We start from the raw sequence: 14,652 nt of genomic DNA on the forward strand, positions 1-14,652 counted from the left end.
CACCGTTGAGGCCACGAGCAGCCCATGGCAGGCTCATGCCGCATGATCGATGACTTCGCGAAAGACAACCTGCACGGGAGACTGCGGCGGGACCGCGAGGCGCTGCTCTGGAAACTCGACGGCTTGTCCGAATACGACGCCCGCCGGCCTCTGACCGCGACCGGGACCAACCTCCTCGGCCTGGTCAAACACGTGGCCACCGTCGAGGCCAGGTACTTCGGCGAGGTCTTCGACCGCCCTTCCCCGGAACCGCTGCCCCGGTGGCAGGACTCCGACGGCAGCGACCTGTGGGCGACCGAGGACGAGACCCGCGAGCAGATCATCGCGTTCTACCGGCGCACGTGGGAACACTCGGACGCGACGATCAACGAGCTTCCCCTCGACGCCCCCGGCCACGTGCCGTGGTGGCCGGAGCCTCATGCCGACACGAACCTGTTCGCCATCCTGGTCCATGTCCTCGGCGAGTCCATCCGGCATGCCGGGCACGCCGACATCCTGCGCGAGAACCTCGACGGCCGGACCGGGTTGCGCGCCGAACACGAGCAGCGCATCGACGAGGAAGCCCGTGCGGCCCACCGCGCGAAGATCGAACAGGCCGCCAGGTCGGCCGCACCAGTCAAGGCTTAGAGGTTGCCTCACGTGACGTGATGACGGCTCGCGCCTCAGTTCCGGCTGTCGGCACCTTTGACGGCGGCGACGAAGGTGGACCAGGCGGCGGCGGGGAAGACGATCGCCGGGCCGTGCGGGTCCTTGGAGTCACGGACGGGGACGATGCCGGGGAGGTCGTCTACGACCTCGACGCAGTTGCCGCCCTCACCGCTGGTGTAGCTGCTCTTGCGCCAGACGGCGGCGCTCAAGTCAATCCGGCTGCTTGCCATTTCGGTAGTCCTCTGCGGCCGCCTCGATCATTGTGAGGGACGCCTCCGGCGGTAGTGCGGCGGCCCTGAGGCGATCGTATGCCTTGCGGTACTTCTTCACGAGGGCCGGATCGTCGATGGAGTGACCGCTGTACTCCGATTCCAGATAGGCCAGCGGCGGGGCATCCGGGAAGGTCATGAGCTGCAACAAGCCCACCAGCATGAGAGGGTGCGGGCCACAGTTCCACGGCTGGATCTGTGGAATGACCCGGTGGCGCCTCGCCAGCCCCGCGATGCGGTCGAGCTGATCGGCCATCCCCTCTGGAGGGAGGAGCGGGCAGCGCAACACGTACTCGGACAGGATCACCCAGTATTCAGGGGTCTTGTGGTCGTCCTCGAACAGGTGGGCCCGCGCCATGCGGGCGCTGACCTTCACCTCCACCTCCTCGTCGGTCGCCAACGGTTGCGTCGCTCGCACTACTGCCCGCGTGTACGCGGCGGTCTCCAGTAGGCCGGGGATGAGGGTCGGGCACCACTCCTCGATGGTGTCCGCGCGCTTCTCCGCCTCCAAGACGTGCTCGTAGTGGGTGGGATGGCCCATCCGCTTCGCTCTCCGCACGTCCTCGCAGCACCGCTGGAAGAAGCCATCCGTCTTGAGCACCTTGTCCACGTGCTCGGCCAGTTCCGGTGGCATCCGGCGTTCGCCGCGTTCGATTTCGCTCAGGTGGCTTTGGCCGTAGAAGCTGCCCTCGACCAGCTGCTGGAGCGTGAGTCCGGCCAACTCCCGCTGGTAGCGCAGCTCCTTGCCGTAGAAGGTCGGAACTCCCGCCGACCCGTCGATGTCCTTGCGTCGTGACACGGTTCACCGCCGTACGTAGAGCTGATTCACAGTCGTTGCGGACGAGCCCCGGCGGTTTCCGCATTTCCACCACGCCGCACCGCGCGTTCCCCGCACCGCGACCGGGAGCCCAACCCCCTTTCACGTTACGCCGCGTCACGTCACTCTGTAGGCGGTTCGTCGCTATGCGTACAGAAAGGCGGGGTCCATGCCCCTCGACCACTCCCTCACCGACGATGTGCACGACAGCGCCGAAGAGCTGCGCACGGCGTTGCAGGCCCACGGCATCACGCTGCCGTCGCTCGGCGTCGACCTGCCCGGCTTCGCGGGCGTCTACAGCGTCTCGCTGGTTGCGCTCGGTAACTGCAACGCGGCGACCGCCCGCCGGCTCGCCGAGGTGCTGCGCGAGGCGGCGACCCGTTGAACGGAGTGCACGGTCTCGTCCGAACCGCCTTCGGCAGACTGCTGTGTTGGTTACTCCCGGGCCGTGGCGGCCACCGGGCGCCCCGCGGTACCGGTGCCCTCTCGCCCACGGCCTGGCCGCCGGAGCCTCCGGTGCGGCGCCGCCTCGTACACGTCCGGCGACTGCCGCCCGAGCTGCTGCCGCTGTGCGGTGAGGACGGCCGTCTCGTCCGGCCGTACGTCCCCGTCCGCCCGTCGGAGCAGGCGCGGCCTCCCGCGGATCAGGCGGCCCGGCGCCGGGAGTTGGAGGAGGCCGTACGGAGGCTCAACACCTGGTCGTCCGGTGGCGGCGGCCGCCGCTGACCCGCCGCGATCCGTCGGGGGTGGCGCCCCCGACGGATATATCAGTGGCGACTTCTCACGGGTGCGGAGCGATCCCCGCAAGCCTTCACTTGCTCTTGGTCTCCACATTCATGGCGCCCATCCGGCTCTTGCCGCAGCTCATGCCGAACTTCCAGGTGCCGCGCCCCGTCCACGCGCCCTTACGGATCTTTCCGTCGGCGCACTCGACCACTGCTCGCGCGTGGCCGAACGGGACACTGCACGACCCGCTCCAACTCGTCCGCGTGTACTTCAACTTCCAGCACGTGACCTGCTGGAAGTGCTCGTAGCCCGCGGCGGCGGCCGGGGTGGCCGAGACGAGCCCCGCAGTTCCTTTCCGCCGCCGTCCGCACAACTGGCTCGCGCCTCATCCTCCGGGTACAGCTGAGATGGTGGCGGAGATCGCCGCGTTGAGCACGCCGTGACGAGAGGGGATGGCATGTCGCAGACCGAGGGTGCACGACTGTTCCGGGAGACCTGGATCGCGGGTGTGCGTCAGCACTTCCCCGGGGAGCCCAAGGCCGGTTACGTCACTCCGTGGGCCGACACCCCGCAGTGGGAGCGCGAGGCGGCCGGGTCGGTCTACGAGCAGGTGCGCCAGTTCGTCGAGTCCAGCGACGGGCACACGTCCCGGCTGTCGCGGGAGCAGAAGGGCCGCTTCGTCGCGACCTGCTGGACCGCCCAGATGTTCAAGCATTTCGACGACCCGAAGCCGGGCTACGTCGCGGACTGGCCCGACCTCCCGGCCTGGCAGCAGGAGACCGACGCCGACATCTTCGAGGCCATCGAGAAGGCGTTGAGCTGACCAGGGGGAGGGGGCTCTGGGTCCCTGGTGGCCGGCTGCCCGGAGGCTCAGCCCCTTGGTCGTCCGGTGGTGGCGGCCGCCGCTGAGACACCGGGCCACCGGCCAGCGGCAGGCCCCCTACGCCTCGCCCCCGCCGACCCCCGCCAGCACCCCCGCCACCAGCCGTCCCGCCCGTACCGCGTGTTCGGCGGTCGTCGGGACGCAGCGGTCCGACGCGGGGTCGTACGCGGTCATGATGACGCCCGCGTGGTCGGTCTCCGGCTCCTGGAGGGTCAGCGCCCGGCCCGCTGTCCGTAGTACCGCGGCGAGGTCGCGGGAGTGCTGGGCGTCCAGGACGGTGTCGCGGGTGCCGTGCAGCAGATGGACCGGTACGCCCGGGTCGTGACCCGCGGCGAGATCGTCCAGCGGGGCGGTCCCGGTGGTGCGGGCCGGCAGGTCGTAGCGGCCCGCCACGGCCACCACCGCCCGCGGACGCCACTCCGCCATGGACTCGGGCCGCAGGGCGACCCCGAGGGCGGCCCCGGCCCCGGCCGACCACCCGGCCAGTACGTACGACGCCTCGTCGCCGCCCAGGCCGCCCGCCTCCTCGCGGACGAAGGCCAGCGACTCCAGCAGCTGCGCCCGGCCGCCGTCCGCGGCGTCCGAGCGCCAGTCCGGGACGAGCACCAGCGCCCCGAGGGCCGCCGTGGTCCGCGCCAGCGGCTCCAGGATGTCGCGCTCGTCGGGGCCGATGCCGTGCCACAGCAGCACGGTCGGCATCGTGCCGGACGCCCCCGATGCCTCAGCCGGACGGTGGACGTCCAGCTGCTTGCCGCTCGGCCCGTAGACCAGCCCGCGTACCGTCTCCACCTTGCTGCCCGCCGTGCCCATGTCCGGTGCCATGACGGCACGTTACAACGGCGAGCCGGTGCCTCAGCTGCCCGCGAGGCCCAGCGCCACCACCCAGGACACGACCAGCAGAAACGGCGCCGCCAGGAGGCAGCCCCAGCCCGCCGCGCTCCTGTTGGCCATGCCCACCACCGCCAGGAGGGCGGCCACGAAGGCGGCGCCGACCGGCAGGCCGCCGACGACCTGCTGGGTGCCCGCGGAGCAGATCGCGCGGGCGTCCCCCTCGGAGCAGCTGTCGCTCGCCATCACCAGCAGCGGCGCGAACAGCCCGGTCACCCCGGCGAACGCCAGCACCAGCAGACCGATGAGGACGCGGCCCACGGTGGCGCCCGTCACCGACGGTGCCGCGTCGCGCACAGGAAGGGCTTCCGGAGCCCGGTCGTTGATCATGCGGTCCACGCTAGGAGCGCCCGCCGGCCCTGCCATCGGTACGGATACTCATCTCCCGAGCACTCACCTCCCGGCAGTTATCCACAGGTATTGATCTCCCGGCGGCCCTGCTCCGCACGACGACTAGGCTGGGAAGGTCGCCCGATGTGAACCGCAGGTGTGAACCGCAGGAGTGAGATGGCCGTCAACCTCGTCAATCTGGAAGCCGTCGGCAAGGTGTACGGAACCCGTGCCCTGCTCGACGGTGTCTCGCTCGGCGTCAACGAGGGGGACCGGATCGGCGTCGTCGGACGCAACGGGGACGGCAAGACCACCCTGATCCGGATTCTCGCCAAGCTGGAGGGCGCGGACAACGGCCGGGTCACCCACAACGGCGGCCTGCGCCTCGGCGTCCTCACCCAGCACGACTCCCTCGACCCGGCCGCCACCATCCGGCACGAGGTCATCGGTGACCTCGCCGACCACGAGTGGGCCGGCAACGCCAAGATCCGCGACGTGCTCACCGGCCTCTTCGGTGACCTGCACATGCCGGGCTTCACCCACGGCCTGGACACCGTCATCGGCCCGCTCTCCGGCGGCGAGCGCCGCCGTATCGCGCTGGCCAAGCTGCTGATCGCCGAGCAGGACCTGATCGTCCTCGACGAGCCCACCAACCACCTCGACGTCGAGGGCATCTCCTGGCTGGCCGGGCACCTCCGCGCCCGCCGCTCCGCCCTCGTGGTCGTCACCCACGACCGCTGGTTCCTCGACCAGGTCTGTACGCGCATGTGGGACGTCCAGCGCGGCGACGTCCACGAGTACGAGGGCGGCTACAGCGACTACGTCTTCGCGCGGGCCGAGCGGGAGCGGATCGCCGCCACCGAAGAGGCCAAGCGGCAGAACCTGATGCGCAAGGAGCTGGCGTGGCTGCGGCGCGGCGCCCCGGCCCGTACGAGCAAGCCCCGCTTCCGCATCGAGGCGGCGAACGAGCTGATCGCCGACGTCCCGCCGCCCCGCGACAGCGCCGAGCTGATGAAGTTCGCCAGCTCCCGCCTCGGCAAGACCGTCTTCGAGCTGAAGGACGTCAGCGTCCAGGCCGGGCCGAAGGTGCTGCTCAAGCACCTGACCTGGCAGCTGGGGCCCGGCGACCGGATCGGCCTGGTGGGCGTCAACGGCGCCGGCAAGACCTCGCTGCTGCGCGCGCTGGGCGAGGCGGCCCGTACGCAGGGCGAGACGCAGCCGGCGGGCGGACGGATCACCGTCGGCAAGACCGTCAAACTGGCCTACCTCTCCCAGGAGGTCGGCGAACTCGACCCGGCACTGCGGGTGCTGGAGGCCGTCCAGCGGGTGCGCGAGCGCGTCGACCTGGGCAAGGGCCGCGAGATGACCGCCGGCCAGCTCTGCGAGAAGTTCGGCTTCACCAAGGAGAAGCAGTGGACGCCGGTCGGCGACCTCTCCGGCGGTGAACGCCGCCGCCTGCAGATCCTGCGCCTCCTCATGGACGAGCCCAACGTCCTCTTCCTCGACGAGCCCACCAACGACCTCGACATCGAGACCCTGACCCAGCTGGAGGACCTCCTCGACGGCTGGCCCGGCTCCCTCATCGTCATCAGCCACGACCGCTACTTCATCGAGCGCACCACCGACCGCGTCCACGCCCTCCTCGGCGACGCCACGCTCCGGATGCTGCCCCGCGGCCTGGACGAGTACCTGGAACGCCGCCAACAGGTCATCGACGCCGCCACCCCGGCCCCCGCACCGCAGACCACGGCCCCCAAGAAGGCCGCCGCCGTCAACCGCGCCGCCCAGAAGGAACTCCAGAAGATCGAGCGCCAGTTGGACAAGCTCGGCGACAAGGAGACCAAGCTCCACGCCCAGATCGCCGAAAACGCCACGGACTTCGAAAAGGTCGCCGGCCTCGACGCTCAACTCCGCGAACTGAGCGCGGAGAAGGAGGAGTTGGAGATGCGGTGGCTGGAGTTGGCTGAGGAGGCGTAGGGAGCGCGCGGCGGCGGCGAGAGAGGCCGCGGACGCGCACGGGGACGGACCCGGACATGGGCACGTGCTCGCGCCAGGTACGGACGCGAGCACGTGCCATTACCCCAGCGGTTTCCTGACCTCACTGCGAATCTTGTCCGCCTTGTCGGCGAAGGCCTGAAGATCGATGGACCGCGGGTCCTTCGACAGATGCGCCGCGTCGGTTTCGGCGACATTCCCGCTCGTACTGGAATCGGCCCAGACGCAGAACGGCAGCGTGACCTTCTGCCCCATCTCCGTCCGCACATCCACACCGCAGGTGAGCGAATCCCCACCCCCGCTGGGCGTGAACTCCTTGTCCGTCACGACGGCTTCCGTCTTGCCATCGCGCGTCATCCCGCGGATGGTGTGGTCGACGGCCGTCTCGGGATCGTCGATGGCGCCGTAGAGGCCCAGCATCACCAGCGACTTCGTTCCGGACGAGTACTGGCCGCCCACAGCCTTGATGTTGTGCGCACCTGCCCCGTCAGACGGCACCGCACTGGCGGCCTGCTGGGATATGTCCTTGGCGAGCTTGTACTCGCCGCCCGCGAGCGTCTGCGGCACGGTGATCCGGTACTTCGGCCCGGCGTCGGGCCCACCCGACGAACTCCCTCCACCACGGAACGCCCCGGCCGACGCCAGTGTCCCGATCACCAGCACCGCGGCCACGGCCCCAAGGATGCCCACCACCTTCCCGGATTTCTGCCTGGGCGGTATGGGCGGCGGCATTCCCGGCCCGCCGTACCCGAATTGGGGGGCCTGCTGCGGCATTCCGTACGGCCCCGGCTGTTGCGCATACGGCCCCGGCCCGGCGGGATGCGGCTGCTGCCCGTACGGCCCCGGTCCGCCGGGGGCGGCACCTGGCGGATACCCGACCGGCGGGCCGGGCTGCGGCATTCCTTGGGGTGAGCTGTAGCCCGGCGCTTGTCCATAGCCACCTGGAGGTTGTTGCGGCGTTGTCATTTGCTTCTTTCTTTCCGAGGCACGACCGAAAGCCCGAGAAGGATTGATGAAGTCCGGCGATCGGAGATCATCTTGAACCACTGCAGAGAGGAGGGCCTCGAGCAACGGCGACGCACCAGGCACCAACTCACATGGCTCGCTAACTTGGAGTGTGGTGCGAGCCACAGTGATCACTCTCTCAGTCCGAAGGTGAAGCCGAAGACGCGAGATCCTACGTCTGAGCTACTTTCTGAATCGCCGTCAAGCGACTCCAGGCTGGTCCAGAGCGGGCTCTTCCCGTACCTCGCCAAGTAGAATTCGAAATTTGGAAGCGGGTCGGTGTTTTTGGGCGTCAGAGCGGGGGAGGGGGCTCTTGCTGCCGACACCCAAAGCCGGTGGCGGGCGAAGGTGTATGGGCCGGGGTTCCGGTCAAGGGGGCGATCCCGATGCGTCGCTACCGCGCAGGAATCTTACTAAAATTCTGCGGAAGGAAGTCACCCTCCCAGAGCGTATCGAGGTGACGGAACAAGGAATTCAAGTTGCTCATGAGTTCCTCTCTCACGCTTTCTGGTAGCGTCAGAAGCGGGTCAGTGAATTCTAGATCGCCCAGATCGGGTCCTGTCCAGCCCTTGAATCTCCGGCATTCTGCACACCATGAATAAGTGACGAGATTTAGACGCTCACCCACCTGCCTACGGTACACGTACGTGCGCACGGATTTCGAACCGCATGCGGGGCATGACTGTTCCCTAGGGTGGTCAATGAAGCGTTCATCGGAGAGAAGGGACTTGATCTCCAAGCTGCTAAATTCACGCATTTCAGCCTCCAGTGCCTAGTGGGTGCGCCTTTTGAATATTTCTAGCATCTTCTGGCCGTACGCCTCCGCCGCATCCTCCGTTCCGCCCCACCTGTTTGCTGGCAATATCCCTTCGTCTTGCCATAGCATTCTATTGTTGCGTGTCAAGATGAAGTGCTTGTGATGAAAAATTTCATGATGGATTGTGGCTACCGCTTGGTCAATGTCCCGCAGTCCGATGTCGGAAATTTCAATTTTAGGTCGCCCCCTGCTTCCGAGGTCAGGGAGGCCGTCGGTGTGTGGACTATTTCCGTACGCTGGCCCTGACGGGCCATCGATGCGAGGAACGTGCTCGATGTCATATTGATGAACCGGCATGCCTGCGCGACCTAGCTCTCGCTTTACGTGGTCAATGGTGACCGGCGGGCCATGTCGCCCCCCAGGGTTCCGCTGGGAGTTCCTGGTCCCTTCGCCGGTCGTTTCGCAGTCGAAGAGACCTAGCGGGTCTGAATGCGTGAGCGGGTTGCTGACATACGTAATTGGGTTAGGGCTAGTGCTGAGGCCCAGGACATCTGCGGACAAGTAGCGGGCTGTGTGTGGGTCGTAGTAGCGGTCCAAATTATAGTGGAGCTGATTTTCCGCATCGAAGTACTGGCCGAGAAAGCGTAGCGGTGTATATGCCGTCACGCTACTATCCCAGGTGGCAGCACCCCACACTGTGGCCGTTCTTTTCCAGGCGGCCTTGCCCGATTCCGAGATGAGTTCAGTCGGCGTCCCAATAGGATCAGTGACGATGGCGAAGAATCTCGCATCAACGACCTGTTGTGGAGAAGGAAGGTCTTGCGCTGTAGAGGTCTTCCGTTCGGTCTGGGCGAGCGGTGCGAGGCCGCTGTGGTCCCAGGTTAGGGTGATCGACTTCGATGAGCCTGTGATGTAGGTGGTTTGTTCAGTGAGTGTGGGTCCGTCCCAAGTGAATTCCGTTTGTTCGACGACTGTTGATGTGTCGCTTAGACGTTGTTTCGCTATTCGGCGGCCTGAGGGGTCGTAAAGGTAGCGCCAGGTACTGCGGTCCGGTGTCACCACTGACGTGAGGCGGTCCTCGGCGTTCCAGGAGAATATCCAGGTGTCCGGTTTCCGGGACAAGCGGGTTTTTTGTCGGAGGGTGACGCGACCGAGGGCGTCGTGCGCGTAGCGGATGGCGCCGGCACGGGTGATACGGGTGCCGGTGTAGGCGCGATCGCCTCGGGCTGAGGGGTTGGTGTGTCGGTCGGGCCAGGTGGCGTGGGTTTGGTTGCCTGCTTCGTCGTAGGCGTAGGTCTCGGTCCAGTCGGTCGCATGGACGGCGGTGACGCGGCTGGCTCGGTCGAGGGAGAAGGTGCGGCGGCCGGTGTGGGCGTCGTCGATGGCTATGAGGTTGCCATCGGGTCGGTAGGCGTAGCCGCGGTGGAGGAGCCGTCGTGCTTCGGCGGTGACGCTTGGTACGGGGGCGGTCCCGGTAGCGGACTGGAGGGCGGCGGTGGCTGATGTGGTGAGCGACTGGGAGGTGAGACGGCCGGTTGGGTCCCAAGTGTGAGTGAGGGCGAAATTGCCGTCGATGGTGCGGGTGAGTTCCTGGCCTGCGGAGTCGTGGTCGAAGGCGAGGACGTGGCCGGCGATGTCCATGGCGGTGCGGTTGCCGGCGGCATCGTAGGTGTAGGTGGTGGTGTGGCCGGTGGGGGTGGTGCGGGAGGTGCGGCGGCCCAGGGCGTCATAGTTGAACGACATGGTGCGCCCGTTGACGGTTTCGGCGGTGATGCGGCCGAGTATGTCGCGGGCGTAGGTGATAGTGGCGTCGGGGTTGGCGGCCTGGTGCAAGTTGCCGCTGGCATCGTGGGCGTACGTGGTGACCACGCCCGCGGCATTCTTCTCGGAGATGCGGCCGAGAGCGTCGTGGGTGTACGTGGTTACTTCGCCGAGCGTGTTGGTGCGGGTGACGAGCTGGCCGATGGTGTCGTAGGCGTACGTCAGCACGCGGTCGTCGAAGTCGGCCTCCGATATCAGGCGGCCGGCGCCGTCGTAGCCGTAATTCCACGTCAGGCCCTGGGGGTTGGTGACCTGGGTGAGGCGGAGTTCGGTGTCGTGGGTGAACTCGTGGCGTACGCCGTCGGGGTCGGTGCGGGCTGTCAGCAGGTCGAAGTGGGTGTATTCGAAGCGGGTGGTCTGGCCGATGGCGTCGGTGTGGGTGAGGCGGTTGCCTTCGCCGTCGTAGGTCCACTCCTCTGTGGCGCCGGTCGCGTCGATCCGGGCCGCCAGCTTGCCTTCGACGGTCCACACCATGTGCGTCGTCTCGCCGAGCGGGTCCGTGACCGAGGTGGTGCGGCCGAAGGCATCGCGGCGGTAGTGGGTCACCGCGCCGAGGGGGTCGGTGACCGAGATCGGCAGGCCCGCCTTGTCGCAGTAGAGGCGGGTGGTGTTGCCCAAGGCGTCAGTGACGGCGGCGATGTGGCCGCGCTCATCGTGGATGTAGGTGGTGGTGGCGCCCGCGGGGTCCGTGGTGGAGGTGCGGGTGCCGTGGGCGTCGTAGGTGTGGGTCCAGGTGGTGCCGTCCGGTCCGGTGATGGCCAGCGGGTTGCCGTGGGTGTCGTAGGCCGTGGTGGACCGGCTGCCGTCGGGGAGGACGACGCTCACCGGGTGGCCCTCGTCGTCGTAGTCGATATGGGTGGTGCGGCCCAGGGGATCGGTTGTCGACAGGACGCGGTGTTTGGCGTCGCGGACGGTGCGGGTGGTGGCGCCGGTGGGGTCGGTGGTCGCGACGATCTGGTGGCGGTCGTTGACCTGGTAGGTCGTGAGCTGGCCCAGGGAGTTGTAGTGGAGGTTGGTGCGCAGACCGGTGACGGGGTCGGGGTCGCCCCAGGAGAAGTGGCCCCGGAGGTGGCCTTCGATGCCGCCCTGTGAGGTGCAGCGGTCTTGGTCGTCGTAGAGGTAGATATAGCTGCTGTTGTTGGTGTCGGTCCAGGACGTGATCCGGCCGTGGTCGTCGTAGCCGAAGCGCAGGGGCAGGCCGGAGGAGTTGGTGGTGCTGGTGAGGTTGCCCAGCTCGTCGTATCCGTAGGTGACCAGGAGTTGGTCGCTGCCGTCGGGGGCGGCGCCGGCGAGGTGGAGCGCGGTGATGCGGCCCTCGTCGCTCGTCAGCAGGAGGCGGTAACCGGCGCTGTGGGTGATGGCGGTGGGGGTGCCGTCTTCGGTGTAGTCGAAGGTGTGGTGGTTGCCGCGCCGATCGGATATCTCGTCGAGGACGGCGAGGTTCTCGGTGTAGGTGGTGAAGTAGCGGCGGACGCCGGTGACCGGGTCGGTGAGGAGGTAGTCGCCGTCCGGGGTGAGTTCGAGCGGGGAACCGTCGCCCTCGGCGGGCAGGGTCGGGACGCCGACGGCGGGGTGGGGGTAGAGCAGGAAGTTGCCCTCTTCGCCGATGAGGATGACGCCTTCCGCGTCGATCTCCAGACGCTGGTCGACGGTGGACATCCAGGTCGGGCCGAACCAGCGGCCCTGGCGGTAGGACGACTCGAAGGTGCGGGTGAAGGAGAGGGGGAGGCTGCCGGGTAGGGAGATGTCGGTCTGCGGCAGGATCATGCGGCCGGTGGCCATGTCGATGGGGTCGCTGCCGAAGGTCTTGCACCAGGCGGTGCGCAGCCGGTCCATGACGGTGCGCTTTCCGCCCTCCCTGGCTGCCGTCCGCGCTGCGCCCTTGGCCGCGTTCTTCGCTCCCGCCTTCGCAGCGCCCTTGGCCAGGCCGCCCGCGCCCTTGCCGCCGATCAAGTTGACGACCATCGCCGCGCCCGCGTCGAACGGGTCGCTGCCCCAGCCGGAGCCGAGCATGCCCTTCGCGGTGTCGATGGGGTGGAGTGGGGCCTGGGCAAGGCCCATAAGGGTGGTGGAGGCGTGCGAGAGGTACTGCCAGGGGTGGGTGATGTTGTAGGGGTCCAGGGGGTTGACCGTTCGGGCCAGCTTGAGGGTCCCGGCTGCTGCCTTGAGGGCACCGCCGGCCATATGCACGTTCGACAGGACGAACGCTTCTCCGCCGTCCTTGAGCGCCGCGCCTGTCAACTGCGTCAACGCGGGCTTGTCAGGGGCGTGGGCCAGCGCGCCCTTGACGGCGTTACGGGCCCGCCCCGCCGCTTCGTTGCGCTGGGTGCGAGCGCTCTTGAGCATGTCCTGGGCCGCCTCGCGGCCCTCGGCACCGGGGTCTTTGAACGCGACCGGCTTCTGCGGCTGGGCGCCCGGGTCCTGGCCCCGGTCGACGGCGGCGTTGTACGAGTCGACCTGTGAGTTGAAGGTATCGACCTTGGTCTTGTAGGCCTCGATGGACTGCCGGGTGGCCTCCAGTGCCTTGCGGTACTTGTCGATCGCGTCGCCGGCCTTGCCCTGCGCCCAGGACACCGTCTCCGCGTAGGACTTCAGGGCCTTCGAGGCGTCGTCGCAGGCATCGGCGGCGTACATCCACTGCTTGGGATGCATATCGAACGCCTCACGGAACGCGTCTGCCGCCTTGCCGCTCCAGTGCTGGCCCGAGCCGATCTTGCGCATCCCGTCGGCGACCCGGTCGAAGGCCGCCGAGAAGTCCTTGAGGTGGGACGCCGTCTCGTTGATCTTCTCCACGTCGCCATGGATGAGTTCCTTGGGATCTTCGGTCTCGCCCAGCTGGCGTTCGTCGACGTGGGCGCCCAGAGCACCGGCCGCGTCGGCGCCGGCGGAGCGGACCGCGTGTCCGGCGTCCTCGAGACCGGCCGCCTCCAGGGCATCACCAGTCAGGTCGGAGCCATGCTCGATCAGCTCACCGGCACCTCGCTCGACTGCCCCCGTAAATTTGCTCGCGCCTTCGCCTACGGCGTTGAAGGCATCCCCGACCCAGCTCACTTGCTGTTACCCCCCTGGCCCTGCGCACCCTTCGGCTCGTGGAACTCTGTCGTGACCTCGCCACGCTCCTCGAACGGGTGCTTGGCCCGGTCAGGGATCGATTGGAAGTCCGAGGCGACTTGGTCAGCCGTCTGCAGCATCTCGTCCTGCGCCTCCATCGACGCCTTCGATGTCGGATCGAAGTCCGCGTTCGCGACCTGGGAGAAGGGGTTGTCGCCGCCGATCTTGTCCCATGAGGTGTTGTGCAGCTGCTCGGCGGTCTTGGACGGGTCGCCCATCGCGGCGTTCACCGTCTGCTTCAGGGCGTCCGAGGCGTACTGCTCCTGCTCGTAGTACATGCCGGCGGTAATTCCGAGCTTCTTGGAGAATTCGTTGGCGTCCTGCATCAATGTGCGCACGCCCCAGCCCCAGCGGTCACAGAAGGAGTCGAGCACGGTGGCCAGGCCGTCGTCGCCGCATTCCATGCTGTCCAGGGACAAGCGGTCGAAGCCGCGACCCAGTTGGGCCTCCACGTCAAAGCCCAGCTCTTTGAGTTCGGCCGTCGCGGCCTTGATTCCCTTGGTGAGCCGCTCAAACGCCTCGGGCTCGAGCTGGTAACCGTTTCCACCGACCAGGCCCATCTATTCTTCCCCCTTGCGCGCTACGTCCGGAATGCCGCCCGTTGATATGTCCACCGCTGCTCTGTCCGGAACGATTCCGGACACCGGCGGGAAGAGCGCCCCCTGTTCGCTGCCTGCGTCCAGAGCCACCCCCGCAGGGCCCTCGCAGGCGGGAATCAGCACGTCAAGGACCCGGGCGCCGGACGCGGTCACATACCGCCACTCCGTCCCGGGGGTGCTGCCGCGCGAGAGGGCGAAGCGGGACAGGGCGTCTTCGTCGGTGAAGGCGTACAGCCAGCGGATGCCGTCCAACTCCGCCGACATGAGCCTGTCGTTGACCGTTGGGATCAAGACATGCGTGCGGCGGAATTCCCCCACCAAAGCGGCTGGATCTGGCCGCCCTGCATGAACCGCCGCCACCTCGTCGACCAATGACATAAGGGCCGGACCCCTCCCCCGATGCTGTGATCATCTATCGAACCCACTTTCGCATACGGCACTGACAACGCTGCTGGCGACACTCGCAGCGAAAACCGGCCGAGGGTTTCTTTTTGAATTCAACGAAGTTGGTGGAGTGCATAGTTCGGTTCGGCCCAGGGGAGGGGGTGTCCTGCCCATGTCCGTATTTGCGCGCCACCGGAACAGCGCGGTGGTACGTGCCGTCGCTCAACTCCCTGGTTGAGTCGTCCCGTTATCTCGGAGGCGCATCGGGGGTCGGCAGGCCGAGCCTGCGGCGGCGCCGCCCCCCATCGAAAGACCCCAACCAGCCCCGATTGGCCGGGATTCCAGCATTCCGGGGGGCTTCTTCCCGGTAGGGGGAGCGCTCTTGCGGCCGAGCGTGTAGCTTCCCGGGGACAAGCGGC

The 14,652-nt window shown here is 67.6% G+C and carries 14 protein-coding genes; 5 read left to right on the plus strand and 9 right to left on the minus strand.

All coding sequences use genetic code 11. From position 1 onward, the window contains the following. Nucleotides 1-42: 42 nt before the first annotated feature. Entirely contained in the window at nt 43-627 is a 585-nt protein-coding gene (locus ACWC9R_RS11235; RefSeq protein WP_450730568.1) for a DinB family protein, read from the plus strand. 35 nt (nt 628-662) lie between these two features. Here the strand turns inward: ACWC9R_RS11235 and ACWC9R_RS11240 are convergent, their stop codons facing one another. Together ACWC9R_RS11240 and ACWC9R_RS11245 are read right to left on the minus strand one after the other, a co-directional pair. Continuing rightward, nucleotides 663-878: a DUF397 domain-containing protein gene (locus ACWC9R_RS11240; protein WP_450730570.1), complete on the minus strand. Its 216-nt coding sequence runs from the start codon at nt 876-878 to the stop codon at nt 663-665. Beyond that, nucleotides 859-1,716: a helix-turn-helix domain-containing protein gene (locus ACWC9R_RS11245; RefSeq protein WP_450730572.1), complete on the minus strand. Its 858-nt coding sequence runs from the start codon at nt 1,714-1,716 to the stop codon at nt 859-861. The genes ACWC9R_RS11240 and ACWC9R_RS11245 overlap by 20 nt, the downstream gene beginning before the upstream one ends. A 187-nt stretch (nt 1,717-1,903) precedes the next feature. Between ACWC9R_RS11245 and ACWC9R_RS11250 the strand changes: the two genes are divergently transcribed. Both ACWC9R_RS11250 and ACWC9R_RS11255 read left to right on the plus strand, forming a co-directional pair. After that, nucleotides 1,904-2,119, plus strand: coding sequence for a hypothetical protein (locus ACWC9R_RS11250; protein WP_450730574.1), 216 nt, complete (start codon nt 1,904-1,906; stop codon nt 2,117-2,119). A gap of 131 nt (nt 2,120-2,250) precedes the next feature. After that, nucleotides 2,251-2,460, plus strand: a complete 210-nt coding sequence (locus tag ACWC9R_RS11255) for a hypothetical protein (protein ID WP_450730575.1) — start codon at nt 2,251-2,253, stop codon at nt 2,458-2,460. An 85-nt stretch (nt 2,461-2,545) separates the two neighbouring features. Here the strand turns inward: ACWC9R_RS11255 and ACWC9R_RS11260 are convergent, their stop codons facing one another. Next, on the minus strand, nt 2,546-2,671 hold the full coding sequence (locus ACWC9R_RS11260; protein WP_450730577.1) for a hypothetical protein: 126 nt from the start codon (nt 2,669-2,671) through the stop codon (nt 2,546-2,548). Nucleotides 2,672-2,917: 246 nt separating this feature from the next. Between ACWC9R_RS11260 and ACWC9R_RS11265 the strand changes: the two genes are divergently transcribed. Beyond that, nucleotides 2,918-3,283 carry a hypothetical protein gene (locus tag ACWC9R_RS11265; RefSeq protein WP_450730579.1) on the plus strand — a complete coding sequence of 122 codons (366 nt, stop codon included), beginning with the start codon at nt 2,918-2,920 and terminating at the stop codon, nt 3,281-3,283. Between the two features lie 117 nt (nt 3,284-3,400). Here the strand turns inward: ACWC9R_RS11265 and ACWC9R_RS11270 are convergent, their stop codons facing one another. Together ACWC9R_RS11270 and ACWC9R_RS11275 are read right to left on the minus strand one after the other, a co-directional pair. Next, nucleotides 3,401-4,165 (minus strand): alpha/beta hydrolase fold domain-containing protein, encoded by a 765-nt coding sequence (locus ACWC9R_RS11270; RefSeq protein WP_450730580.1) that lies wholly within the window; start codon nt 4,163-4,165, stop codon nt 3,401-3,403. A 30-nt stretch (nt 4,166-4,195) separates the two neighbouring features. After that, nucleotides 4,196-4,561 (minus strand): hypothetical protein, encoded by a 366-nt coding sequence (locus ACWC9R_RS11275; RefSeq protein ID WP_450730582.1) that lies wholly within the window; start codon nt 4,559-4,561, stop codon nt 4,196-4,198. Nucleotides 4,562-4,738: 177 nt separating this feature from the next. Between ACWC9R_RS11275 and ACWC9R_RS11280 the strand changes: the two genes are divergently transcribed. Continuing rightward, the gene (locus ACWC9R_RS11280) at nt 4,739-6,538 is read left to right on the plus strand and encodes an ABC-F family ATP-binding cassette domain-containing protein (RefSeq protein WP_450730584.1); all 1,800 of its coding nucleotides are present in this window, start codon (nt 4,739-4,741) and stop codon (nt 6,536-6,538) included. 99 nt (nt 6,539-6,637) lie between these two features. Here the strand turns inward: ACWC9R_RS11280 and ACWC9R_RS11285 are convergent, their stop codons facing one another. The 4 genes from ACWC9R_RS11285 to ACWC9R_RS11300 all read right to left on the minus strand — a co-directional run bounded on the left by ACWC9R_RS11285 (nt 6,638) and on the right by ACWC9R_RS11300 (nt 14,227). Continuing rightward, nucleotides 6,638-7,228, minus strand: a complete 591-nt coding sequence (locus ACWC9R_RS11285; protein WP_450730586.1) for a hypothetical protein — start codon at nt 7,226-7,228, stop codon at nt 6,638-6,640. A gap of 1,105 nt (nt 7,229-8,333) precedes the next feature. Further along, nucleotides 8,334-13,190 (minus strand): putative T7SS-secreted protein, encoded by a 4,857-nt coding sequence (locus ACWC9R_RS11290; protein WP_450730588.1) that lies wholly within the window; start codon nt 13,188-13,190, stop codon nt 8,334-8,336. Further along, on the minus strand, nt 13,187-13,810 hold the full coding sequence (locus tag ACWC9R_RS11295; RefSeq protein ID WP_450730590.1) for a hypothetical protein: 624 nt from the start codon (nt 13,808-13,810) through the stop codon (nt 13,187-13,189). Before ACWC9R_RS11295 ends, ACWC9R_RS11290 begins: the two co-directional genes overlap by 4 nt. Beyond that, nucleotides 13,811-14,227: an SseB family protein gene (locus ACWC9R_RS11300; protein ID WP_450730592.1), complete on the minus strand. Its 417-nt coding sequence runs from the start codon at nt 14,225-14,227 to the stop codon at nt 13,811-13,813. Nucleotides 14,228-14,652: the final 425 nt, after the last annotated feature.

The organism is Streptomyces sp. NPDC001219, from assembly GCF_053597915.1.